This is a genomic window from Pararhizobium sp., from assembly GCF_965279435.1.
Classification (GTDB): Bacteria; Pseudomonadota; Alphaproteobacteria; order Rhizobiales; family Rhizobiaceae; genus Pararhizobium.
This window is the reverse complement of the sequence record NZ_CBDIHY010000001.1, coordinates 1-23,460: the sequence shown is the minus strand read 5'-3', so window position 1 is coordinate 23,460 and position 23,460 is coordinate 1. Positions and strand designations below refer to the sequence as shown.

Genomic DNA, 23,460 nt, shown 5'->3' with positions numbered 1-23,460 from the left:
GACTTCATCGCCCCAGGTTGGCGATGCGCGAAGAAACGAGAGCGGGGATGCGGACTGAAGAACCGCTGCAGATCTCACCCCGCTCTCCATGACCTAAAGTCGAAAGACAGGAGTTCCAGATGCAAGAAGCGACAACCCGTTTTGCGACGGAAAACGGCCAAAAATATCTGACCCAGCTCTGCAAGCATTTCGCCCACAAGATCGAGGTCAGTCAGGCAGACGATCATGGCGAGCTCAAATTTTCGTGTGGGACCGGATATCTCGAGGCCCAGCCAGACGGACTGCACATCCGGGTGCGATCTCCAGACGACGCCAACCTCGCGGACACCAAATCGGTGGTTGAGGATCATCTTCTCCGGTTCGCGTTCCGGGAAAATACCGGTCCGCTCGACTGGCAGCCGGCTGGTTGAGGCCCTGAACTGATCGGGTATGGTCCTGTTCGACAAGAGAATTCAATGCGTTGCGTGGATATTGCAGCGCTGTTGCGCGACTGTGCATGTTGCGTGCCAAGGATCTACAGAATGCAATCGTCTAGGCAAATCGCAGAAACGGCGACCTTCCAGAGTTTCGCAAATTGCTACCTGCGCGAGGTGAATTGCGGCGTATCGGTTGTGCACAGGACCCCAAATGGTCCGGCAGACTGCATCGAATGGCCGTTGCCGAGACAGCAGATCATCCTGCGCGCCGAAATAACGTCCTCATCCCTGTGCGGTCCGCAGCATTTCGGCCGCGTCTGGTGCAAGGGCGTATCCGATGCGCTCTGGCGGCCACTCGAACTGATGTCCGCGCTTCATAGCCTCGTCCACGAAACCTATCGCCAGGTAGACGAAGGCCGCGCCGATGCTTTGCGCGGCTTCGAACTCGAACTGCTGATGCGGGTGCTGGAAAGCTATCAGCAGACCGCCCTTTTTATCGAAAAAGTTAAGCCAGCCCCGGCCGATGATGATCACTTCATCGAGGCCGAGCAGGGGCTTGTGTTCGGCCACTGGCTGCACCCGACGCCGAAGAGCCGTCAGGGCATGACGTTCTGGCAGCAGGAAAGCTACGCGCCGGAGCTGCGCGGCCAGTTCAGGCTGCATTATTTCGCCGCGAAAATGGACCAAGTGCGACATGCCTCCGCGCGGCCAACCGCAGCGCCAGACATCGTCCGTTCCCTGATCGGACAGGCCAGCAAAACGCTTTCCGTCGGGCAAGACGAATACCTGCTGCCGATGCATCCGCTTCAGGCCGAGGCGCTGCTGCTTGACCCGGATATCCAGGCAATGCAGCGGAATGGCATATTGCGCCATCTTGGACCGGCCGGTTCGCCGTTCACGGCGACCTCGTCCGTCCGCACCGTCCACAGCGCGAACACGGACTGGATGTTGAAATTCTCGCTGCCGGTCCGCATCACCAATTCCGTCCGCCTCAACCGGCGGCAGGAACTGGAAGCCGGCGTCGCCATGGCAAAGCTGATCGACCGGATCGGCTTTACGCAACGGTCGAAAAACTTCCGGATTATTCAGGACCCGGCCTACATCACGCTCGACATACTGGGCCGAAGCGAAAGCGGATTTGAAGTGATCCTGCGCGAGAACCCGTTTACGGGCGACAAGGGCAGAGGGGTCATCACCGTTGCCGCCCTGACAGCCGATCCCCTTCCAGGCAAACTTTCACGTCTCGAACGCCTCATTCGCACCCTTGCCATCCGCGGCGGAGAGGCGGTGTCCGATGTTGCGCTCATATGGTTCCAGCACTACCTCACATGTGCGGTCGAGCCGCTGATCCAGCTCTACGACGATTACGGCGTGGCGCTGGAGGCGCACCAGCAAAACAGCCTGCTGGATATCGGCACGGGCTATCCATCCGTCAGCTATTATCGCGACAACCAGGGCTTCTACCTCTCCGAGCGCTACCGTAGCATGCTTTCCGGCCACGTTCCCGAGACGGAAACCATTACCTCGCTCTATTTCCCGGAAGCGGAAATCCGCGACCGGTTTGCGTACTACCTGATCGTCAATCAGGTGTTTTCGATCATCAGCCGCATGGGTCACGACGGGCTGTGCGACGAGGGCCAGCTTTTGCGGATGATGCGCGCGCATCTTGAACGCTGCGCGCACGAGATGACCGGCGCTGGCAGGGATTTCGCGCGGCATATTCTCGACCTGCCGACGATCGCTTCGAAGGCCAACCTGACGACACGCCTGTTTGATGTCGACGAGCTGCAATCCGACAATGCGCCGACACTTTACCGTCCCGTGCCGAACCCCTTGAGAGGGGCAGCGGCACTGGCTGTTCCAAGGACACGCCATGCCATTGCCTCTTGATCTCAAAGGGCAGCCCGGCGAGCGGGTCATGCGCCAGCTGGTGGGCGCTCTTCTTTACGAGGGCGTCATCGATGCGCGTCAAAGCAACGAAGACGGGTTGATGCATTTCCATTGGTCGCTTGGCGGCCGCAACTACCGGTGCAGCGGCTCCATCGGCCCCTTCGGACGTATCCGCCCAATGGCAGGGTCGGTAGAGGTTATCGGCGACGATGGTGCATGGGGCGCGGCATCGATGGCGCATTTCGTCTCCGCTCTGCCCGGAACCGGTATGTCCCGTGGCAAGCTTCTCGGCGAGATGAAGCAGACGATAGCCTTTTCCGAGTGGAATGATCGCAATATTCCGGCCCGGGATCGCCGCTCGATGTCCTTTGCTGCCCTTGAGGGCGCGCTGGAGGAAGGGCATCCCTATCATCCCTGCTACAAGGCAAGGACAGGATTTTCGGACGCCGATCACGCAGCCTATGGTCCAGAAACCGGCAAGGCCTTCCAGCTGATCTGGATGCTCGTTGCCCGCAAGCATCTTCGCTCCGCCCTACCGGCTGACGAGACCGCCTTCTGGAAAGCCGAGCTGGGCGCGGAAACCTGGGCGCATTTGCAGACCATGCTGGCGCCACTCGATCTGCCTCCGGGAGATTTTGGCCTCGTGCCTTTGCATCCCTGGCAATGGCGCAATCTCGCTGAGACGTTGTTTGAGAGCTGGATCGCTAAGGGGGAAGCCTATTGCCTCGGTTCGACCGGAGATCGCTATACGGCGACCCAGTCGGTGCGGTCGTTGCTGAACCTGGACCGCCCGCTTGCGGCTAGCGTCAAGCTGCCGTTGAACATGATCAACACGTCCTCACGGCGCACGCTGGAGCCACACTCGGTGTGCACGGCGCCGGTGATCTCGCGCTGGATCGCCGGCATCGTCGCGGCTGATCCGCTTTTCTGCGAGCGGTACCCGCTGACGATCCTGCAGGAATATGCCGGCATCATTGCTGATGCTGAGGGACCGCTTGCAGGCCAGGTTGGCGCGATCTGGCGCGAGAGTGCCCAGGCGACGCTCCTGCCGGGTGAGGCGATCATTCCCTTCAATGCCCTGATGATGGTGGAGGCGGATGACAAGCCGTTTGCCGACGACTGGATCCGGCGTTTCGGCCTGATGCCATGGACCAACCGCTTGATCGAAGTGTCCGTCCTGCCTGTCTGGCATCTGCTCGTCCATCATGGCATCGCGGTAGAGGCACATGGCCAGAACATGCTGCTTGTCCATCGCGACGGCTGGCCGGTGCGCCTGATCCTGCGCGATTTCCACGACAGCATGGAGTTCTGCCCGGCATTCCTGCGCGAGCCCGAAAAGGCTCCGGATTTCCTGTCGTTGAACCCGCTCTACAGCCAAGCCGAGCCGGATCAGTATTACTGGACGGACAATCTGGACTCACTGCGCGAACTGGTGATGGATACGCTGTTCGTCTACAATCTGACCGAAATTTCCCACCTTCTCGACCATTGCTACGACCTGCCGGAGGCACGTTTCTGGAAACGGGTCGAAAGCCTTCTGTCGTCCTATGCTGTTGAGCATGACGCGGCCGAGCGGCAGGCGCAGCTCGGCTATGACCAGCCGTTTATTCTCACCGAATCCCTGATGACGCGGAAGCTTTTCGCGCTGAGGCCGGAGTACCACCACACGGTACCCAATGCCTTGGCGGCTGATCAGCTGCAACGAAGGAGAAAGCCATGATCCAGATCGATGACAGGCTTTACGATCACGCCTATTTCGAAGAAGCCTCGGCGCGCCTGGCGGAACAGGCCGGGCTTTCGGCACGCAATGGCGGCCGCTATGCCGTCTGCTTTACGAAGACCGTTGATTGGCTGTCGCTGTTCTTCGCCATCCGCAAGGCCGGCGCGAGCGTGCTGCCGATCCATCCCGGCACGCCCCATGCCGCTGCCCGCAAGCTCGCAATCGGCGCCGGCTGCGACCGGCTGTTCTATAACAGCCTGACCGCCGAAGTGTTCGACGTGCGGGTGAACACCGCACCGCAGGGCCAGCTGTTGCAGATGAGTTCCGGCACGACAGGCGCGCCAAAATGCGTGGCGCGCAGCTGGGACGAGATCGATGCAGAAATCGAAAGCTATGTCCGGACATTCCGCGAACCGGAAGATATGACACCGGTTGTCGCTTGCCCGGCCACCCATTCCTACGGTCTGATCTGCGGCATCCTCGTGGCGCTGAAACGCGGCCAGACGCCAGTGATCGTCAATACGGCCAATCCGAAATATCTCCTGAAGGTACTGCGCGAAACCAAACGGCCGCTGCTCTATTCGTCACCGGCGATCCTGCACACGCTCGCTCGTTTGTTGCCAGAGGGTGAGCGGATCCATGCAACCATGACATCAGGCACGCTGCTGCCCGATGCCTGGTTCTCACTGATCCGCGCCAAAAGCCATCACATGTTCCAGCAATACGGCTGCTCTGAATCCGGTTGTATCGCCATCAATCCTGACGTGACTGCGACGGGAGACATGGGGTTCGTTCTACCGCACCTGATCGCCGAAACCGGAACCAGCGCCGATGACGCCGGCGAGATCGTGGTGAACAATGCAGACGGTATCGCGATTCATACCCGCGATCTTGGCTATATCGGCGATGACGGGATGCTGGTTTTCATCTCCCGCATGGATGACATGATCAACGTCTCCGGCCTCAACGTCTACCCGAAGGATATAGAGGATGCCGTCATGGTGATGCCGGCCATCACCGATGCGGTCGCCTTCCGCAAAAGCGATAGGTACGCCGGCGAGCGTGTCGCGCTGCTGTTCAGCGCTGCTGAAACAGTTGCCCCCCAGGCCGTTCGTGAATGGTGCAGCCGCAATCTGGCCAGCCATCAGCTGCCGATGGAGATCCTGCAGATCGACACTATTCCGCGCCAGGCCAACGGAAAGATTAGCCGCCGTGACGTGGCAGCGCGTCATGCCGCAGGCGAATTTACAACACCGGTCGCCGGAGCGGCATCATGACCCGGAACGAAATCCTCGCCGCCATCCACACGGTTTTGAGCGAACAGATGATGCATGCGCATCTGGACGGTTTCGCCCTTGAGGCTCGCCTCAACGAGGACCTCTATCTCGATTCCGTGCTGATCCTGCAGATATTCCTCAATCTCGAACTGGAGTACGGCCTTTCTGTTCCAGAGGAGGCGATCGCCAGGCAGGATATCGAGACCGTCGCCGATCTGGTCACGCTTTACGAACCAAGGAATACGACAGTCGCCGCTCCGGCATTTGCGCTGACTGGGGGCGCGACCGACGAAGGCGTGCACGGAGAGGCCTATTACGACATCAAGGTCCACTGCTTCGTCAGTTGCGTCTGCGATGGCCTGAAGCGGCAAGGCCTCGATCACCGGCCATTCTATTTCGGCGTCTGGGACGCGAAGTTCGCCGTCGGCGATCGTTTCGAACTACTCTACCACGCCCCCGAAATCAGCCAGAACTTCCTGCGTGAATGGTTCCAAAGACTTTACGGCGTCCCGGTTCGCGAATGGTACGATCCTGAAAAAACCAAGATCGAAAACCTCGCCGTACTGCTCGACCTCATCAAGACCCGCAGCGCGACAGGGTCCGTCATGGTGATGCTGGATATGTTCCACCTGCCGGAACGCGAGAACAAGTTCAACCAAAACCCCTTCCCACATTATCTCATGCTGCAGGAGATGAGCGACCCTGAAACCTGGTTCGTGCATGATCCGGATTATCGCTGGGAGGGCGAGATCGCGCGGGAAAAGGTTATCCACGCTATCATGCAGCCCACCGTCAGTGGCGGCTACGTGTTCGATAGTGCCGAGGCCCGCCCGCCCGAGCCCGAAGATCTGAAAGCCTATTTCGAAGCCTGCTTCGTGCAGGAGAAAAATCCGCTTATCGATGCCATCCGCGCGATCGTCACGGCACATCTGGCGGGAACAGAAAGTGTCGTTCTCTCGGAGCTGACGGCCGCCGTGCGTGAACTGCCCGTGATCACCATCCGCAAATATGCCTATGAGCATGGCTTTGCCTTCTTCTGGCGGGCGCTGAAACTGCCAGCGGGGGAGTTCGAGACATGGTGCGAGGAGATTGAATCGCTCGTGCAATCGCTGAAGACGCTGCACTACGCCTGCATGAAACTGTCCCAGACCGGTGACCGCGCCTTCGCAGTTCCGGTCTTTGAACGGCTCGACGAAGCCGACCGCCTGGAGACCAAGCTGAAAGCCAAGCTGGCCGAGATTTTCGGCCTGTGGTGTGAACAGCATGTTCCGGCGAGCGTCGACGTCCGCATACTGAAGAGGGTTGCACGATGAGAGTATCACTCTGCACCATCACCTTCCGCCATCATCTGATTTCGCTCGGCGAGATTGCCGCCTGGGCGCAGTCCAACGACTTCCAGGGCATAGAGCTCTGGGGCGCGCATGCGCGCAATCTCGCGCAGCAGCCGGATCGCAATGCAGAATGGCTGGACACTTACGGACTGTCTGTGCCGATGATCAGCGACTATCTGCCGATCGATGCCGATCCGGAGACGCTGCGCCACAAGACTGTGGACCTGTGCCGGCTGGCGCGCCGCTGGCGGGCGAAGAAAATCCGGACGTTTGCTGGCAATCGCGGCAGCCTTGCCACCTCGACCGAGGAGCGGCGCCGGATTGTGGAACGGCTGCGGGAGATCTGCGCGATTACCGCCAGCTACGGCATTCATCTGCTGGTGGAAACGCATCCTCAGACGCTGGCGGATACCGCAGCATCGACGATGCAGCTCATTGAAGAAGTGGGCCACCCTTTCCTCGCGATCAACTTCGATACGTTGCATGTCTGGGAAGGCGGTGACGACCCGGTGGCCGTGCACCGCAAGATGAAGCCGCACATCCGCCACTACCATCTGAAAAACATTCTCGACCGGTCCGACCTCCCGGTTTTCGAGCCAGCCAATGTCTACGCGGCTGCCGGGCGTCGCGACGGCATGACGCCGCTGTTCGAAGGCACCGTCGACTACGTCGGCTTTCTCTCCGAGGTCTCCGGCGATCCGCTGATCGATGCATCGCTGGAATGGTTCGGCAATGATTGCCTCGACATCCTGCGGCGCGACCGGCGACAGGTTCGCCAGGTGATCGAGGGCCGTGAACCGGCCCGGCGGACAGTCAATTTCTAAGGAAAAAAAGATGCTGAAAACGAAAATCACGGCTGTTGCCGCATTTCTATCGCTGGCCTTTATGGGCACAGTCGGTGCCGCCGACATCGATACCGCAAAGGGACCCGTCACGATCGCGGTGACACCCGCCAAGATCGCAGTGTTCGACATCGCGGCCATCGACACGCTGGATAGCCTCGGCATAGAGATCGCCGGGCTTCCGTCCAACCTCTATCTGCCGGAACTCGCGCATCTGAAGGACGGCTCCGCAGTCGTCGGCGACATTTTCGAGCCGAACCTCGAAGCACTGAGCGAATTGCAGCCCGATCTCATTATCTTGGGCGGCCGTTCATCGACGCAGGTCGACGCGGCATCGCAGGTGGCCCCGACGATCGACATGACCATGGATGGCGACGACCTTCTCCAGCAGGCGAAAACACGGCTTACAACCTATGGCACGCTGTTCGGCAAACGGGCGGAAGCAGATACAGTTGCAAAAGCGCTCGATGCCGTCGTCGCTAAAGCCCAAGCCGCTGTTGCCGGCAAGGGCAAGGCGCTGATCATCATGACCAACGGACCTAAGGTCACGGCCTATGGTCCGGGATCACGGTTCGGATGGGTGCATTCCGCGCTCGACCTGCCGCCTGCCGTGCCGGATGTCCAGGCCGCTACACATGGCGAGGCCGTCTCCTTCGAGTTCATCGCCAACGCCAATCCTGATTGGCTGCTCGTGCTCGACCGGGCAGCCGCGATCGGTTCGGAAGACCAGAACGCCAAGGCGACATTGGACAACGAGCTGGTGGCGAGCACGACCGCATGGAAAAAGGGGCAGGTCATCTACTTGCCCGACGGCGATTTCTACATTGCAGCCGGTGGCATCCAGGCGATGAGCCGAGTATTTACCGCCATTACTGATGCATACGCCAAGGCACAATGACAGAGATACGCACGTCCAAAACACGGATGACGAAGCTGGCCGCCTGCGCGGCCTTTGTCGTGATTGTGATCCTCAGCATTTTTATCGGTGCAGGGGCGTTCTCGCCGTTGCAGGCCTTCAATGATCCTGCGGCCCTGCAGCTCTTTTTCGCCAGCCGCTTGCCCCGGACCATGGCGGCCATCCTGACGGGTGCTGCACTTTCGATCGCCGGCCTCATCATGCAAGCTCTTGTGCGCAACCGCTTCGTCGAACCCTCGACGGCCGGAACGGCACAGAGCGCGGCGCTCGGTATCCTGATCATGACCCTCGTCTTTCCCGGCGCGGCTCTTGCGGTGAAAACGCTGTTTGCAAGCGCCTTGGCTCTGCTCGGCACGTCGATCTTCATGATGACCGCACATCGCCTTCCCCCGACCCAGCCTTATCTCGTACCGCTGTTCGGGCTGGTTTATGGCGGCGTCATCGGTGCCGTGGTGACCTTCGTCGGCTGGCAGACAGATCTGCTGCAGTTCATCGATATCTGGACCAATGGCGAATTTTCCGGCGTCGTGCGCGGACGCTACGAGCTTCTGTGGGGCACAGCGCTGATGGCCGCCCTGGCCTGGTGGGTCGCCGACCGGTTGACCGTGCTTTCGCTGGGCCGCGATGTCAGCATCGGCCTCGGCCTCAGCTACCAGCGTACGCTCCAGCTCGGGTTGGTTATTGTCTCGGTCATCTCGGCACTGACGGTGGTGATCGTCGGCATTATTCCTTTCGTCGGCCTCGTCGTCCCCAATCTCGTCTCGCGGGTACTCGGCGACAATCTGCGTGGAACCATCCCCTGGGTGGCCTTGAGTGGCGCAACCCTGGTGCTCGGTTGCGATGTGCTCGGGCGCCTGCTGCGCTACCCCTACGAGATTCCCGTCGCAACGGTTATGGGTGTTGTCGGCGCGCTGCTGTTTCTCCGCCTGATGTTCATGCGGGCGACCCATGCTTGACCGCCGCCTGATCATTCTTGCAGCCATTGCCCTTGCCGCTGCAGTCGCTTTCATGACACTGGGACTGCGAGGCAACATCGCTTTCGTATTGGAATTGCGGGGGATCAAGCTTCTGGCCCTGATTCAGGTTGCCGTTTCTATCGCGATTTCGACAGTTCTCTTCCAGACGGTGACGGCAAACCGTATCCTGACGCCGTCGATCATGGGACTTGATGCGCTCTACCTGTTCGGCCAGACGGCTCTGGTCTTCTTTCTCGGCATTCTCGGCTATTCCGCTCTCAACGCTGGAGTAAAATTTGGTGTCGAAGTGCTGCTAATGATCTCGGTCGCTACACTGCTGCTCTGGCCGCTGCTTCGAACCCGCGTGGACATGAACCTGATGTTGCTCATGGGCGTGACGCTGGGTCTTCTCTTTCGAAGCCTTTCCGCCCTTCTCTCGCGGCTGCTTGATCCGAATGCCTTTGCCGTCGTGCAGACCGCAAGCTTTGCCAATTTCAACACTTTGCGCGCCGATCTGACGATCCTCGGCACCATCGTGACGCTTGGCGCTGCGATCCTCTGTTGGCGCGCGCGCCACCTGCTCGACATCATAGGGCTGGGACGCGAAACGGCGATCGGGCTCGGCGTCCACTGGACCAGGGCGGCGGCCGGCCTTCTACTGCTCGTCGCCCTCCTCGTGGCCGTGTCAACTGCGCTGGTCGGCCCCGTTGCCTTCTTCGGACTGCTGGTCGCAGCACTGGCGGAACGGTTGATGCGGACACAGCGCCATGCGCTGCTCTTGCCTGCGGCAGCCCTGGTGGCGATCATCGTGCTTGTTGGCGGGCAGACCCTTTTTCAGCATGCGTTGGGCGGAGCCTCGACCTTGGGCGTCGTGATCGAATTCGGCGGCGGCCTCCTTTTTCTCATGCTGCTTATTGCCGGGAGCCGGAAATGATCCAGATTGAAAACGTATCGCTCTCTTATCGCGACATCCCCATCCTGCGCGATATCAATCTTTTCCTGTCCAAGGGCGGCATCACTGCACTCGTCGGCCCGAACGGCGCAGGAAAGTCCACCCTGTTGTCGCTGATCGCACGGCTGCAGCCACTCCAGACCGGCCGTATCCTGATTGACGGTTTGCCGGTCGACAGCACGGCAAGCCGGACCCTCGCCCAGCGCCTCGCCATCCTGCGCCAGGATGGTGCGATCGCCAGCCGCCTCACCGTGCGCGAATTGATCGGCTTCGGCCGCTTTCCGCATCATCAGGGGCGTCCGGGCGCCGGCGACATCGCGTTTGTCGAAGCGGCATTGGAACAATTCGAGCTGCAGGCCCTGGCAGAGCGCTTTATCGATACCCTGTCCGGGGGGCAGCGTCAGCGGGCGATGGTGGCGATGACGTTTTGCCAGGGTACGGATTATCTGCTTCTCGACGAGCCCTTGAACAACCTGGATATGTTCCATGCCCGCCAGCTGATGCGTTCTTTAAGGGCAATCGCCGATGAGCGGCAACGAACCGCGATTGTCGTCCTCCACGATATCAACCAGGCCGCCATCTATGCAGACCGGATCGTTGCGATGCGTGATGGCAGGGTGATTGCCGACGGTGAACCAGCTGCCGTCCTGACGGAAGGCAATCTTGAGGCGGTTTTTGGATATCGAATGCAGATCAGACAGATCGACGGCAGACCTCTAGTCCTGCACCATCTCTGATGGCGCGCTGTGTTTGAAGCTCGCTGAGGCAACAGTAAGCTTTACGCGAAGCTTCAGACGACTTACGTTCGTCACTATGCCTCCTGCGGCACCGACCATGCTCTTGATGGTCACCAACACACCGCGTGTCTTGACACCGCGATCGGGCCGGCCTTCATCCGGTCGCCAAAGCCGTAATATCCGTCGGCGGCGATGGTGCCGGTACCGATGAGGTTGTTGCAGTCGAGTTCGTTATTGATCTAGCCGAAGGCAAAGGAGCAGCATGACGAGCCGATCATGCCGATGAGCTTGATGGTGATCCACCAGGCATTCGTGGGCGTGCCCTCGTAGCTGAACATCACTGGCAGAACGGTGGAGGCGATCGTGTAATAGACTGCACATAGCACGATTGCGAGGAAGATGAAGCTGATCCAGCCGAAGACCGGATTGGAGATGCGCGAGGCCCACTGGTAGACATAGCCGGTGACGGGAATGCCGGCGGCGAGCGAGCCGAGGATGAAGGCGACCTCGAGCTGGCCGACGACGACCACGGGCCAAGTCTAGATGCCCATCGGACCGAGGTCGAGAGCATCGCGCCATAGGCGGTGAAGATGCCGGTGGCGATCGACAACAACACAAATCGGGAAGGTTTTAATTAGTAGGGACTGAGCCTCGTTTCCAGTTGCTGCCATTGCCTTCTTCTTGATGAACTATTTGCATCACAGCAGGAGGAGTTTCTTTAAGACGGATATGACTTCTTTGTACGGCAGCATCGTCGCTCCCACCACTGCGAAGGGAATAAGCGCTGCGGCGGCGACGGGGACGACGGCTGTCCTGCTAACGAGGATCGTTGAAAGCTTGCGCATCGCCTCATAGTGCTTGCCCGGATCCGACAGTTCCGCGTCTGGCTCGGGCGTAGGATCCGAAAAGATGTTCCGGCCGATAGTCTTGCGTTCGGCAGATCGATAAAATTGTGTTGCCTGGGCAGCCAGCAACGACAAGCCTTCCTCCTTCAATCGATGAAGCGGAGGGGTGAAGGCGGATAGCGGATAGGCGAAGAAACTAATGACAATCGCCAGCCAGCCGCTCATGACCATGCTTAGCGTCGTCGCGGACAGGTCTTCGTGGAGGGTATATTTTGCGACTGCCGCAGCTATCGCGCCGCTCATTCCAAAGACGAAAATGGCGTAGGCATTGGGATACTGTCCCATGAACGCCAATCCGCCCTTGCCGTCGGGATGAGTTGCAACCAGGCGGAGATCAAGGGTCGCGAGCTTGCGAAGCATGCGAGCCCACACAAAGTGCCTCCACATACCCCGTAGAAGGAGGAAGACGAATAATGGGAGGCTGAAGCAGATCGACCACCAACCGGCAAGCGTGATCCTATTGCCGTCGAGCGAATGCTCGACGGCCCATGACGACGCCGCCACCGTGTGAAGGTTCAGATAGGAAAGGGTCGAAGCGAAAATCGCCAAGGCCAGGCAAACAAGCTCCGCTCCCCGAGAATCGCGCTTGCGAAGTGCCGAGGACACAAAAGCCGCGGCGGCCGGAATTGACGTGGGGGCAATGATTGGCGCGTACACAAGCTGGGACAGCTTTGCCTTCAGGCCCTTTTCCACCTGCTGCTCGGCCAAGATAAAGGCACCGATCCCGAGAAAAAACTTAGCCCATACCCCGAAATCGGCAAGATAGGCTCCTTGGCCACGCTCCAAGGAGAAACTGCGTGGCAAACCAAGCAGAAAAGGAACGCCCCAAGCCAAGGCCACGAACAAAGCCGCTCGAGATCCTACGCGAAGCGTGTTCCGCCGAAGCAATTTCAGTTGCTGTTGCAGATCGAAGAAAGGTCCGCCGTGAGACGCGAGAAATTCGCCCAGATCGGCGCGCGCGCGCGGGGGCGGATCTCCCGCTGTGACTTTCACTGGGGCCGTAGCATCGGTCTCGTTCATTTGGCAAGCCACCTCTTGGATAGGATTCTTAACGGGATTTCGGGCAAAATTGGCAAATTCGAGCAGATGGGCCGGTAACGGCCCCAGACCGGCCCACCCTTCGGCCAACGGCCCGATTGGGTGAACTGTTGCTTGCCAGACCAAAAGTAAGAGGCTGATGCCTATCTAAGATAGGTAGGCTGCGCCTCCGGTATCATCGACCTGCCTTTCAGGATCGCGGGGCGGCGGAGCCAAGCTGTGTAATTTCACCCCCGCGTAATCGGCAGGTAATTCGTGATCTTCCCGTCGTAGCCACCGCGAGTAGCGCAGACAGGGGAATATGGGCGGCTCGCACCGCAGTCCCGGTCATCGACAGTCCATTCCTTCCGACATTGCCGAACGCATGAAGGTCCGGTCATTAGCAGGCGGATTCCGTTGCGAGCATTTCACGCATGGGCAGCTTACCCGTCTTGCCATTTCGCGCCAATCGCGATCTGCTATGCTCCGTTCCCGCCGTTCGAAAATTCCCCATGTTTCGACTTTGTAGAAAGCACCAACCCGGTTGCAGCGGATCCGATGGCTGAGATCCCTGTCGGCGGTCCCGTCACGTTCAACCGCGGCCAGCGAACTACTTGGGGAAGAGAAGGCTGATGCCGGCGCGAAAGCCCCAACCGTCCGGCCCATGTTCGTGTGATGCAGCCCAGTAGCGCGGGCCACCCGAGAAACTCACCGGCTGCTTGCCGAACATGACGAGCTTCGACACCGTAAAATTGATTGGCACGCTCCATTCCTGGCTTTTCCAGTCATAGGTGCTCTCGGTATCGAGCGCGAATGTCCAGGCATCCTTCGTCGTATAGGAGATGAAGGGCTGCAAGAACGTGGAACTGATGTCGCGCCGCCCGCTGTTGCCGGCGACCGACCAGATATGGTTGCCAAGTGCTCCATAGGTCCAAGGCCCCTCCTGCTTCAGCAGGACCGCCGTCGGACCGAGGCCCCATTTTTCTCCGCCCAAAAGCGGATCGGTTGCGGTCGGCAGCAGAATGGCAGGCCCAACGCCCCAGATCAGGCCTCCAGCGGTCGGCTGCTTCGGCGAAAAGAAGAAGCTTTGCACGATGTCGCCGATACCGGCCTGACTGCCCGAATTCCCCGTGATATCGCTCTGCGAGACGACCGGAACAACCGTACGGGAAATGACATTCCAGTCTTCGTTGATCGAAAACGGAATAACCGGCTGGATATTCAGGACCGACTTGTGGCCGCCAGCGGGACCGTAGCCGTTATCATGATTGAACTGGAACGGAACGCTGATCAGCGACGCGACGGGATTTGATAATTGCTTCGCAAGATCGGCCTCCTCTGCGGTAGCCGGACTGGCCAGGACAGTCGCTGCGATCATGAATAGGAGCGATTTCGGGTTCATGATGTCCTCGACTGAAATTTTCCGGCTGACGCGCCGGCTGCAGACAACGACTTAGTGGATAAGCCGAAGGCCGCGCTGGATTGGAAAAATCCCTTCCATTGTTGGCCGCAAGTGCGGCGGAAGAGGGCGAAAGGGCGGGCGGAAGCCTCAAGTCAAGTATCGTTCCCGAATGCAGATCGAGTTCTACCGGCGTCAGAAATGGTAAACGAGCCCGAGGATTGGACCTTGCTGGACGACGTCGAAGACAAAGCCGTCATGGCTGTAGTTAACGCCAAGGGCACGGTATCCGGCGACGGCGGACAGACTGTCCTTGATCTGATAGCCGACGGCCGCCGCGACATCCCAATCGAGCTTCGCCTGCCCGGCGCCGACATTTCCCCAGCCCGTCAGGTAAAGCGCGTCGGAGAGGAAATACGTTCCGCGCACGCCCGCCACGGCATTGACCCATGTCGCGCTGTCGGTGCGGCTTATGCCATTGAGGGGCCCGCCTTGCAGGGACAGCTCGGTGCTCGCGTACCAGACGCGCGCGCCGGCAATCACATCCAGATGGTCCCTGCCGTTCGCCAGGACACTGTAGCCGCCGCCGAAGAAACCGGTGAAGGTCTGCGATGTCACACCGATGTTTTGCGTCAGGATCCCCTTGGGGCTCGCATCAGACATGGAAATCTTCGTGTAGATGACGTCGCTGAAAATACTGAAGCGGTCATTTCTGCCTTCAACCATTCCCATGAAGGCGAAGTCCAGCTCATTGATAATGTTACTGAATTTGGAATCGAGGCTCGCCGGAGGAAGACCGAACTGCCCGACGGTGCCATCGACCCCCGCAGCCCACAAATACGGGCTGGCGCTGAAATGCCAGCCGGGGTCGGCCTCGCTGTTGTAGCCGGGCAGGAGCGGCAATGGCACTATGGCATCAGCCGCCCGCGTCGAAGGGGAAAGGCTCAGAAGCGATGCGAGCGCAATGGAGGATACCGAAAGAGACTTCATGCATTTCCCCAACAACGGGTTCTGTTCGATCATTTCTGTGACAACGCAGCCGCTTCGGCGGAACAGTCGGCTTTGGGGGCTTCACCCGCCGCCTTGGCTTTTTCCACTTCCCCGCGCGCAGCCTCGACGTCCGCGAGGAAGGCAGGATCGACATGAAGCCGGGCTACGGTGGCGGCACCCATGACGCGTCCGGCATCGACGTCGCTTTGCCAGTGCGCATTGCAGATCACCCGGCTTTGCCCGAACGCCAGGCCGCGGCTCAGGAGTTCATTCGCACGCTCGGGATTGACCTGCGCCAGAACAAGCGCCCAGCCCCAGCCCGCTGCCGTATGACCGGAAGGATAGGACCCATCGCTTCGCAGAAGCGGTTCCTGATCGGGCCAGCACGTCCCTTCGTTGTGGGCAACGAAGGGACGGACCCGGTTGTATTTGTTCTTCACGCCATATGTGGACAGTCCGGCATCCGTCAGAACCCTCTGCATGACCTTGTAAATATGAGGCGTCTTCTCCTTGTCGATCTTCATGCCCATGGCGCAGGAAAAAGTCTCCGCTGGCTGCGGGAAGTTGAGATCTGCATCCCGCTTCGCCAAGTCCCATCTCGCGGTTCCGCGAAGCGGAACGGTGTCCTGCCTGGCTTCCTCGTCACGCGCGAACGCTTTGCTTTCGGCCGAAGGCGGCGGTCCCAAGAGCTGCAAGCTGTTGGGGAGATCCGCCTGCTTGAGATAACCGGGGCTCAGCTGGAAATGTGGATCCGTCACGTCGGGAGCCTTGCTGTCGCCCTGCGCAGTAGCGGTCGATACGATCAGCCCGAATGCGGAAATCACCAGGGACTTATTGAGATATGAAAGCGTAGGCATGCACTGAGATCCTCCTGAAAAATCCTTGGTCGTTTTCGATCGCAAGGCGTCTCCATTGTCCTTGCCGAGAACCGGCGGATCGACTTGCGCGGGGACGTTGCTGCGCATCCTCGATCCGCGTTTTCCGCCAGGGTCACTTGTCGAACGCTGCTTTTTTGGCGGCCCCTCACTGCAGAGGCTGCGCCTCCGGCATCTTCCACTCGCCGTTCAGGACCACGGCTTGAGGACGGTAGAGCCGAAGTGTGTAGTTCCACCCCTGCGTAATCGGCAGGCAATTTGCGATCTTGCCGTCGCAGCCGCCGAACTGGATGTCGATCGCGCCATCAGCGCTCTTCTCGGCGGTGATGCTGTTGACCGAATAGGCGTCGTAGTCGTTCTTCTGGAAAAAACCCTTGTCGTTGTAGACACTGATCGACCAGAATGCGTCGACGGGGACCTCCCTGACCTTGAGCTTGTAAACCGTCGTGCCATCATTTTTGGCCGGGGTGAAAGAGGGGTAGGATGCGTCCTTGTCGGGGTTGCCGCCCCAGCCGGCTGCCGTACCGATCAGGTGCTTGACCGGATCGACCTCTCCCTTCCGGCCGAAAGCGTTGCTGAAGCTCCCGGTTGCCGCAGCCAGCGCTTCGAGCGCGTCACGGATCTTCTTCTGTTGAGCCAGGTCCCAATTAGGGGCCTCGAACGTACCGGCCGATTTCTGCTCCACCGTCAGCGCATCCTGCAGGGCGTGAACCTGTGCGAGATCATTCGGGTCGTTGGGGTCGACAAGGATACGAACCGCGACGAACACATAACGGGTGCCGATCTCATCCCTGGTGAGCGTCGTGCGGCCTGGCTCGTAAACCACCATCGGGGTGTAGTGGTCTTCACTGATGACCTGCATCGAGATGAAGCGCTTGCCGGCTTCGGGAAGGGTGATTGTCACCGGTCCGGCGTCGAGATCGAAGATCGCCTGGGAATAGAGTGTATCCCGGTTCATCCGGACAACGGGCTGATGGTCTATCGGTGTCGGCATCCTGTTATGGGCAAACTTGCCGAGGCCGCCGTCATCGACCGTTTTAGCCATGTAGAAATCGGTCTCGGCTCGCTTGAAGTTGTCGACGTCGACGGGAACCGTCTGTGCGGACACCACGCATGGCGCGAGAACCAGGAAACTCAGGCTGTAGACCAACGTCATGCGCATTGAACGGTACCTCATTAGCGTTTTTGATCCATTTGCTCATCGGGGCAGGGCCGAATGGTCCGCGCCCGTACTTCGGCTGATTGTCAGCTACGGGCAGAGAGATGCCCGTCATCCGTGCAACCAGGAATGTCCGGCTCCGGGCGGCGAGCCGATACTCGTAAGTGGCGTGCAGCGCCTCCCAGTTCCGTTACGGCCCGGACAGGACTGTGGCCTCTACGGCACATTCCGACGCCGGGGCACTCTCTTTGTGCGCCCCGCAACGCGGTCCGGTCATCGACATTCTTTTCGATATTGCCACACGCTGAAGGCCGGTCATCAGCAGGCAAATTCCGTTGCAAGCATTTCGTGCATGGGCGGCTTGCCCGTCTTGCCATTTCGCGCCAATCGCGATCTGCTATGCCCCGTGCCCGCCGGTCGCGAATTCTCCGTGATACGGCTTTGTGAAAAGCACCAACCCGGGTGCAGCGAGGTTCGATGGCAGAGATCCCCTTGACGCGCGGCCAGTTCTTGCTGCCATTCGTCAGCATCCTCGACGATATTGGTGCTCCGACGGAAACGCTCCTTGAGAGGTCCCGGCTGCCATCGTCCCTCGCCGAAAAGAGTGATCTCTACCTGCCGCTCGTGCCAGCGCTGCGCTTCGTCGAGACTGCCCAGAGAACCCAGGGCATCGAGGATTTCGGCTTTCTCGCCGCCCGGCGCCTGCAGTTCTCCCATATGAGGGAAAAGACGCGGGCCCTGATCGCCCACTCCCCGACGCTGCTCGTCGCGCTTCGGCACGCCTGCTACTGGGCGTCGCGAGAAGACACCATTTTGAGCATGTGGATCGAACATGACGCGGATCATGTGCGGGTCTGCAGCAGACTCGCAGGCACGAGCGGGCGCCTGCATCTGAAGTATGCACAATGGATCCAGAATATTTTCTCGGTCTACATCGTCCGGCAATTCGCGGGGCCAGACTGGATGCCGACGGCGATTGCCTTTGAATCGTCTTATGCGCCGAGTCCGGCAACGCGATCTTCCTGGCCGAATGTGCGGCTTTTGTCAGGTCAGCATGCCGCTTGGATCAGCCTGCCGATCACGCTTCTCAGTCTTTCCAACCGGTCGGCCGCCTTGCTTGCGCCGCCGCGGGACCAGGAGGACGGCCCTTCCGGTTACGACATCGTCGATCTGCTCAAGCTGATGCTGCCGGCTTATCTCGACGAGGGAACAACGGCTCTAGCCGACGTCGCCGAGATCGCAGGCGTCAGCACGCGGACGCTTCAACGCAAGCTCGCCCATCTCGGTCTTACCTATTCGGACATTCTCGAAATGGCCAGATATGAGAATGCGAGCCGGCTTCTGCGCGACACCGATTGCAAGATCATCGATGTCGCCTTTTCCTCCGGCTACACGGATCCCGCGCATTTCAGCCGCGCCTTCCGCCGGATGACGGGCACCACGCCGCGTCATTATCGTGAACAATCGCGCCTTGGTTAAGCGTCCGCTATCGCACATACGAAGGCATGAAGCTGCTAGTTTGCTTATGGCTCAAATCAGTCGTTCGGTCGGCCAAGCCAATGCCTGGACTGGAGAATCTGTTACGGACGGAAATTTTACCAACAGGGTCGTTGGTTTCGATCCCTTCAAGGCGGCCAGATGATTGAGGCCGCACCAGACCATTAATCCACAGACTTTCGTATGGTTACTATAAATTTAGTCGGGAAAAGCTGGTGTTTACGGCCACCGCATTTTGCGCGCGGCACCGAACCTGTGATCCCCAACAATCCCACCAGAAAACGAATCCAGCCTTTCGATCCTGTGGCGTACAAACGTAGAAACATCATCGAACGCACCTTCTGCCGCCTCAAGGGATTGGAGACGTGTCGCAACCCGATATGACAAGCTTGGAACCAACTTCACAGCAACATGCTACACCGCCGCCATCTTCATATGGTGGGCCAATTAAGTCTCGAGCCTCGGCTGTCCTACTAGGTTTCAGTCCGGCGGCTTCAGAGTCCGGGACCCGAAGATTGCCATGAGAAATTCTTATGAAGCCTTAGACCCACGACATTCGTTTCGACCCCATCGACACGGGCGTTGCTATAGGCAGCATCGACCCGAAATTCGCCGGTCATATCGGTTTTGAAGATACGTCCGAAACTGGCCGTCAGCATGTAATCGGCTGGACCGGACGCGCCGAAACGATCATGAGCGGCGGCGACGGCCGAGGTGATCCAGTCACCTTGCTGGAACTCAAGTCCGAGCGTGACCGAAGCAGCATCCTTCCCATAGCCATTCTCGTGGATGAAGTATGCGATTTCCGCAAGTGGCCTCAGTGTTTGCTCGTCGCCGAGGTCGATGGCCGTTTGCCCGGCTGCCAGCAGGTCCCATTCGTCAGAGACGTTGCTTGCGCGGGCGGCTAGGCGTCGAAGAGCGATCCGGCCTGTCGGACCGCCCACTTCGTCGTCAGCGTTCAATGTGCTGTAGACATAGGCTAGCGCGAAAGATTCCGGCAGATCGGTGTTGCCGACACGGTAATCCTGCCAATGGAATTGGCCGCGATCCGTAAACAGCGAACGGCTGAGCACGCTGGGATCGGCCGTGAAAATGGAGGCGTCGATCGTCTGCTTCACAGTCAGAGCATCGTCGCCGCTTCCGATGGTGTCCTCGGACAGGAAGAATTTGACCCCCAGTCCCAATGCGCCTTTGAAGTCGTAATTACCCGCAAAGTCAGCGCCATAGATGCCTGGCGCTTCGTCGGTGGCAACGCCGAAGACGGGATTGATCTTGCCGAGCGCGAACTTGGCCTGTCCGACAGTCAGACCGGCATAGAGTTCTTGCGCGTAAAATCCCTGCGAGCGGAAGACATTTGTCTCTCCCTCAATCGGGTCGAGGACAGGTTCGTAGACGAAATGCCCAAACAGCCGGAACGCGTCGGATAGATTCACGGTAACTTCCGGTTCGACTGTCGCATAGAGGGAAGTCGTACCATTGTTGCCGATGCCAGCATCCATCTGCAATTCGCCGCTTCCCTCGATGGCGATCAGCGGCACTGCCTCGTCTGCCGTGTCCTCTTGAGACGGCTGTTCATCGGGTGCTGCCGCATCTGCGGCGTTCGCTGCCTGGCAGAGGCAGCCTGCGAGCAGGGACGTCATGGCAAGCAAGGTGATTCTGCGGCTCGAAACTGTCGTCATGACGATCTCCCAGGATGTGTCAATGTGGGCCGTAGGCCCATCGGGAAAGACAACGGCGCGCTTCAGGGAAGCGCGCCGTCACATCTCGCTAGACTTCGATGCTCTGCAAACGATGCCGGCGCATGTCGTAGACGACCAGCGCGGCGAGGATGCCGAGGAGAATGGCAGACGAGCCGATTGTTCCGAAACCGAAGCCGCCCTTTTCGTGGGCTTTGGTCAGCAGATCACCCATCGTTGCTCCGAACGGGCGGGTGAGGACGAAAGCCGACCAGAACAGGATGGTTTTCGGAATCGCTGTCATGTAGTGGGCGGCGATGATCAGCATCAGACCGGTGGAAATCAGCAGGTTGCTGCCGAAATAACCAAGGCCGGATGTATCGGCGAGGAAATCGCCGAAGGCCGTACCCAGAGTGTTCGAGGCGAGGATCGCGATCCAGTAAAATATCTCGACCTTGCGATGGGTGATGTGATTGACCGAAATAGAGCCGGTCGACAGTCGCCAGACGGCGAGCGTGGCGATCAGGATCGAAACGAGGATCGAAGCGCCAGCGGTATATCCAAGGCCGAGACTACGGTCCATGTAGTCGGAGATGGTCGTTCCGGCCGTGCTGGTGGAAAGAATGACCAGCCAGTAGAGGCTGGGATGGAAGGCCTTGGCGCGCAGTTGCCAGGCCAGGGTGACGATGAAGAAGGCCAGCAGCAGGATGGAGCTTGCCGCATAGCCGATGTTGAAAGTCATCGAAAACATGTCGCCTCCCGTCTCGCCGACGGTCGTTGCGCAGATTTTCATGATCCAGAAGGCCAAGGTGACTTTGGCGACCTTGCTGGTGGTGCCCGTATCGGCAAATGGGATCTGTCCATCGCCGAGGGATGTCATTGTGCTCATATCTGTTCCGTTTGATGATTGCCAAGGTTGGGAACCTTGGTGTTTGACGCGAGAGCACTTGCCACCATCATTTCGGCGACAGTCATGGCAGTGCTGCCTTGGCTTATCCGGCGCATCTCATACGCGGCGGTTTTGGAGAGGCCCCGGCCTCCATGGCCGGAGCCCCGTCGAGCCCCGGCTCTGCGGGGGGGGGCAAGCGGTCAGGGCTCGACAGTGTTCCCTTGGGGCATGGCTTCTTCAGGTTCGTGGGCAGAGGTCATGTAAATGACCGTTGCGATGATGGCGCCGAGGAAGATCACACTGGTGATGATCGTGCCGAAACCAAGTCCGCCGTATTCGCCGGGTTGAGATAGGAGATCGCCGATCGAAGCGCCCATCGGGCGGGTGAGAATATAGGCAAGCCAGAATGCCAGAATGCCGTTGAGTTTCAGGACATAATGGGCTGCGGTAATGGCACCTATGATCACGGCGAAGATGATCGCGGTGGTGAGATAACCGAACTCGAACTTCTCGGCGACCAGATCGCCGGCGGAGGTGCCGAGCGCGAAGGTAAGAAGAATGGCCAACCAGTAGAAGGCTTCGCGCCGGGTGGTGTAGATGGAGTGGATCGACAGTGTCTTTTCCATCGCGTACCAGACGGCGAAGGTTACCGCCAAAAGCAGGGCGAAGGCGATGGTGTTGGTTTCCAAGGGAACGCCGAGATTGTCGACGAGGTTGTCGGTCACCAGCGTGCCGACGACGCTGATCAGCACCACGGCAAGCCAGTATGTCCACGGAATGTACCGTTTCTGGGCGAACTGCAGAACGAGCGCAATCACCAGTATGGCCGTCATGATGAGCGACGTCGCGGTCAGGCCCAGGCCCATGTTGACGGCAAGATAGTCCGCCGCCGTCTCGCCCATCGTCACGGCCATCAGCTTGATCAGCCAGAAGTCGGCGGTGACACGGGGAACACGGTTGAGAAGACCGGGTGCGGTAAACGATTGTTGCAACATCTCTACGCTCCGAAGGTTCGGTTACTTGCCCATCGCGGTCATGGCATCCTTGAAGAAGTCATTGGCGCGGTTGTCGTCGTCGGCGTTGCAGCGGTCGATGCCCTTGTTGATCAGATCGTCGACCTTGGTGGTATCCGCGTCGCTGAGCTTGGCACTGGTGCGGGCGGTGCGCACGTCTTTCAGAGTTTCCTCACAGGGTACCTTCGCGAAGGCGGCCGCCGGCACGAGGACGGTGAGCGCGCCGATGACGGCGGCGTTGATGATCGATTTCACTGGGGGGTCCTTTGAACGGTAATTTTGAAGGATGCGGAGATTAGTCTGCGACGGGGTTTTTCAGGGTATCGATCAGCGCCGATACGGTCGTCTTCGCATCGGCAGCTTTGGGCTTGCTTGTGCGAAGGGAGGTGATCGCTGCGTCCGCGGCGTCGTCGATCACGCCCCATTCATCGATGTTTTTCGGGCGCATTGTCGGCTCGGCCTTGTCCCAGGCGGTTTCGAAATCGGTGATCCGTTTCTTGGCAGCCTTGAAGTCGCCCTTATCGACAAGCACGAGCGTGTCACTGGCAATTGTCTCAAGCGAGGAGAGGTCTCCAAGTTTGCTCGTCAATTGACCGGCGTAGGCTACGGGGAGGGTTGGGGAGAGGAGGACCGGGGTGGCAAGCAGAGCTACCAGTAAAGGCCATTTCTTCATTCAGTACATCTCCAGTTTTCGTCGATAGACGCTTCGGAGGCGACACTGGAGGTCTCAGTTTACCCCCACTTTGCTGGAACTATACCAATCCGTAAGGTGACAAAAAATCGACACCATACAAAATTGCCAGAGCCCGCTAAGGTTGAGACATGTGAGCTGGAGCCAATCGCGGTGACGCAACGGCGAGGCCGAACGGTGCGAGGACAACAGATGCGCATTCTGCTGATTGAGGACGACGGCAAAACGGCCGAATACGTGTCCCGGGGGCTTACGGAAGCCGGCCACACCTGCGACGTCGTCAATGATGGCCGCGATGGTCTCTACCAGGCA

Annotated in this window: 22 protein-coding genes and 1 pseudogene; 12 read left to right on the top strand and 11 right to left on the bottom strand. The window is 59.3% G+C overall.

Annotated elements, in window-relative coordinates; genetic code table 11:
• Window positions 1-119: 119 nt before the first annotated feature.
• The 10 genes from ACQY8Q_RS00115 (at window position 120) to ACQY8Q_RS00070 (ending at window position 11,037) form a co-directional block, all read left to right on the top strand.
• Window positions 120-410, top strand: a complete 291-nt coding sequence (locus tag ACQY8Q_RS00115; RefSeq protein WP_428423449.1) for a DUF2218 domain-containing protein — start codon at window positions 120-122, stop codon at window positions 408-410.
• Window positions 411-521: 111 nt separating this feature from the next.
• Window positions 522-2,306 (top strand): IucA/IucC family protein, encoded by a 1,785-nt coding sequence (locus tag ACQY8Q_RS00110; protein ID WP_428423447.1) that lies wholly within the window; start codon window positions 522-524, stop codon window positions 2,304-2,306.
• Window positions 2,290-4,026 (top strand): IucA/IucC family protein, encoded by a 1,737-nt coding sequence (locus ACQY8Q_RS00105; protein ID WP_428423445.1) that lies wholly within the window; start codon window positions 2,290-2,292, stop codon window positions 4,024-4,026. Before ACQY8Q_RS00110 ends, ACQY8Q_RS00105 begins: the two co-directional genes overlap by 17 nt.
• Entirely contained in the window at window positions 4,023-5,303 is a 1,281-nt protein-coding gene (locus tag ACQY8Q_RS00100) for an AMP-binding protein (protein ID WP_428423443.1), read from the top strand. Before ACQY8Q_RS00105 ends, ACQY8Q_RS00100 begins: the two co-directional genes overlap by 4 nt.
• Window positions 5,300-6,616 (top strand): DUF6005 family protein, encoded by a 1,317-nt coding sequence (locus ACQY8Q_RS00095; RefSeq protein ID WP_428423441.1) that lies wholly within the window; start codon window positions 5,300-5,302, stop codon window positions 6,614-6,616. Before ACQY8Q_RS00100 ends, ACQY8Q_RS00095 begins: the two co-directional genes overlap by 4 nt.
• Window positions 6,613-7,458, top strand: coding sequence for a sugar phosphate isomerase/epimerase family protein (locus ACQY8Q_RS00090; RefSeq protein WP_428423439.1), 846 nt, complete (start codon window positions 6,613-6,615; stop codon window positions 7,456-7,458). The genes ACQY8Q_RS00095 and ACQY8Q_RS00090 overlap by 4 nt, the downstream gene beginning before the upstream one ends.
• A gap of 10 nt (window positions 7,459-7,468) precedes the next feature.
• Window positions 7,469-8,374 carry a siderophore ABC transporter substrate-binding protein gene (locus ACQY8Q_RS00085; RefSeq protein ID WP_428423437.1) on the top strand — a complete coding sequence of 302 codons (906 nt, stop codon included), beginning with the start codon at window positions 7,469-7,471 and terminating at the stop codon, window positions 8,372-8,374.
• Window positions 8,371-9,348, top strand: a complete 978-nt coding sequence (locus tag ACQY8Q_RS00080) for an ABC transporter permease (protein WP_428423435.1) — start codon at window positions 8,371-8,373, stop codon at window positions 9,346-9,348. The genes ACQY8Q_RS00085 and ACQY8Q_RS00080 overlap by 4 nt, the downstream gene beginning before the upstream one ends.
• Window positions 9,341-10,282, top strand: a complete 942-nt coding sequence (locus tag ACQY8Q_RS00075) for an iron chelate uptake ABC transporter family permease subunit (RefSeq protein ID WP_428423433.1) — start codon at window positions 9,341-9,343, stop codon at window positions 10,280-10,282. The genes ACQY8Q_RS00080 and ACQY8Q_RS00075 overlap by 8 nt, the downstream gene beginning before the upstream one ends.
• Window positions 10,279-11,037 carry an ABC transporter ATP-binding protein gene (locus tag ACQY8Q_RS00070; protein ID WP_428423431.1) on the top strand — a complete coding sequence of 253 codons (759 nt, stop codon included), beginning with the start codon at window positions 10,279-10,281 and terminating at the stop codon, window positions 11,035-11,037. Before ACQY8Q_RS00075 ends, ACQY8Q_RS00070 begins: the two co-directional genes overlap by 4 nt.
• 239 nt (window positions 11,038-11,276) lie before the next feature.
• On the opposite strand, the gene ACQY8Q_RS00065 is transcribed toward ACQY8Q_RS00070, so the two are convergent.
• The 6 genes from ACQY8Q_RS00065 to ACQY8Q_RS00040 all read right to left on the bottom strand — a co-directional run bounded on the left by ACQY8Q_RS00065 (window position 11,277) and on the right by ACQY8Q_RS00040 (window position 17,379).
• A complete protein-coding gene (locus ACQY8Q_RS00065) occupies window positions 11,277-11,567 on the bottom strand; it encodes a hypothetical protein (protein WP_428423429.1) in 291 nt (96 codons plus the stop codon).
• A gap of 168 nt (window positions 11,568-11,735) precedes the next feature.
• Entirely contained in the window at window positions 11,736-12,962 is a 1,227-nt protein-coding gene (locus tag ACQY8Q_RS00060) for a hypothetical protein (RefSeq protein WP_428423427.1), read from the bottom strand.
• A gap of 607 nt (window positions 12,963-13,569) precedes the next feature.
• The gene (locus tag ACQY8Q_RS00055; protein WP_428423425.1) at window positions 13,570-14,361 is read right to left on the bottom strand and encodes a transporter; all 792 of its coding nucleotides are present in this window, start codon (window positions 14,359-14,361) and stop codon (window positions 13,570-13,572) included.
• Between the two features lie 192 nt (window positions 14,362-14,553).
• Window positions 14,554-15,348, bottom strand: coding sequence for a hypothetical protein (locus ACQY8Q_RS00050; RefSeq protein ID WP_428423423.1), 795 nt, complete (start codon window positions 15,346-15,348; stop codon window positions 14,554-14,556).
• Between the two features lie 29 nt (window positions 15,349-15,377).
• Entirely contained in the window at window positions 15,378-16,313 is a 936-nt protein-coding gene (locus tag ACQY8Q_RS00045) for an acid phosphatase (RefSeq protein ID WP_428423421.1), read from the bottom strand.
• A 58-nt stretch (window positions 16,314-16,371) separates the two neighbouring features.
• Window positions 16,372-17,379: a DUF1254 domain-containing protein gene (locus ACQY8Q_RS00040; protein ID WP_428423953.1), complete on the bottom strand. Its 1,008-nt coding sequence runs from the start codon at window positions 17,377-17,379 to the stop codon at window positions 16,372-16,374.
• Window positions 17,380-17,859: 480 nt separating this feature from the next.
• Between ACQY8Q_RS00040 and ACQY8Q_RS00035 the strand changes: the two genes are divergently transcribed.
• Window positions 17,860-18,861, top strand: coding sequence for a helix-turn-helix domain-containing protein (locus ACQY8Q_RS00035; protein ID WP_428423419.1), 1,002 nt, complete (start codon window positions 17,860-17,862; stop codon window positions 18,859-18,861).
• Window positions 18,862-19,373: 512 nt separating this feature from the next.
• Here the strand turns inward: ACQY8Q_RS00035 and ACQY8Q_RS00030 are convergent.
• From ACQY8Q_RS00030 to ACQY8Q_RS00010, 5 genes are all read right to left on the bottom strand, one after another.
• Window positions 19,374-20,558, bottom strand: a complete 1,185-nt coding sequence (locus ACQY8Q_RS00030; RefSeq protein ID WP_428423417.1) for a hypothetical protein — start codon at window positions 20,556-20,558, stop codon at window positions 19,374-19,376.
• 88 nt (window positions 20,559-20,646) lie between these two features.
• The gene (locus tag ACQY8Q_RS00025) at window positions 20,647-21,444 is read right to left on the bottom strand and encodes a COG4705 family protein (protein WP_428423415.1); all 798 of its coding nucleotides are present in this window, start codon (window positions 21,442-21,444) and stop codon (window positions 20,647-20,649) included.
• 200 nt (window positions 21,445-21,644) lie between these two features.
• Window positions 21,645-22,439 (bottom strand): COG4705 family protein, encoded by a 795-nt coding sequence (locus ACQY8Q_RS00020; protein WP_428423413.1) that lies wholly within the window; start codon window positions 22,437-22,439, stop codon window positions 21,645-21,647.
• Between the two features lie 21 nt (window positions 22,440-22,460).
• Window positions 22,461-22,712, bottom strand: a complete 252-nt coding sequence (locus ACQY8Q_RS00015) for a hypothetical protein (protein ID WP_428423411.1) — start codon at window positions 22,710-22,712, stop codon at window positions 22,461-22,463.
• 40 nt (window positions 22,713-22,752) lie between these two features.
• Window positions 22,753-23,130, bottom strand: coding sequence for a hypothetical protein (locus ACQY8Q_RS00010; RefSeq protein WP_428423409.1), 378 nt, complete (start codon window positions 23,128-23,130; stop codon window positions 22,753-22,755).
• 210 nt (window positions 23,131-23,340) lie between these two features.
• On the opposite strand from ACQY8Q_RS00010, the pseudogene ACQY8Q_RS00005 reads away from it, so the two are divergent.
• Window positions 23,341-23,460: pseudogene (locus tag ACQY8Q_RS00005) on the top strand (DNA-binding response regulator); the annotation flags it as partial.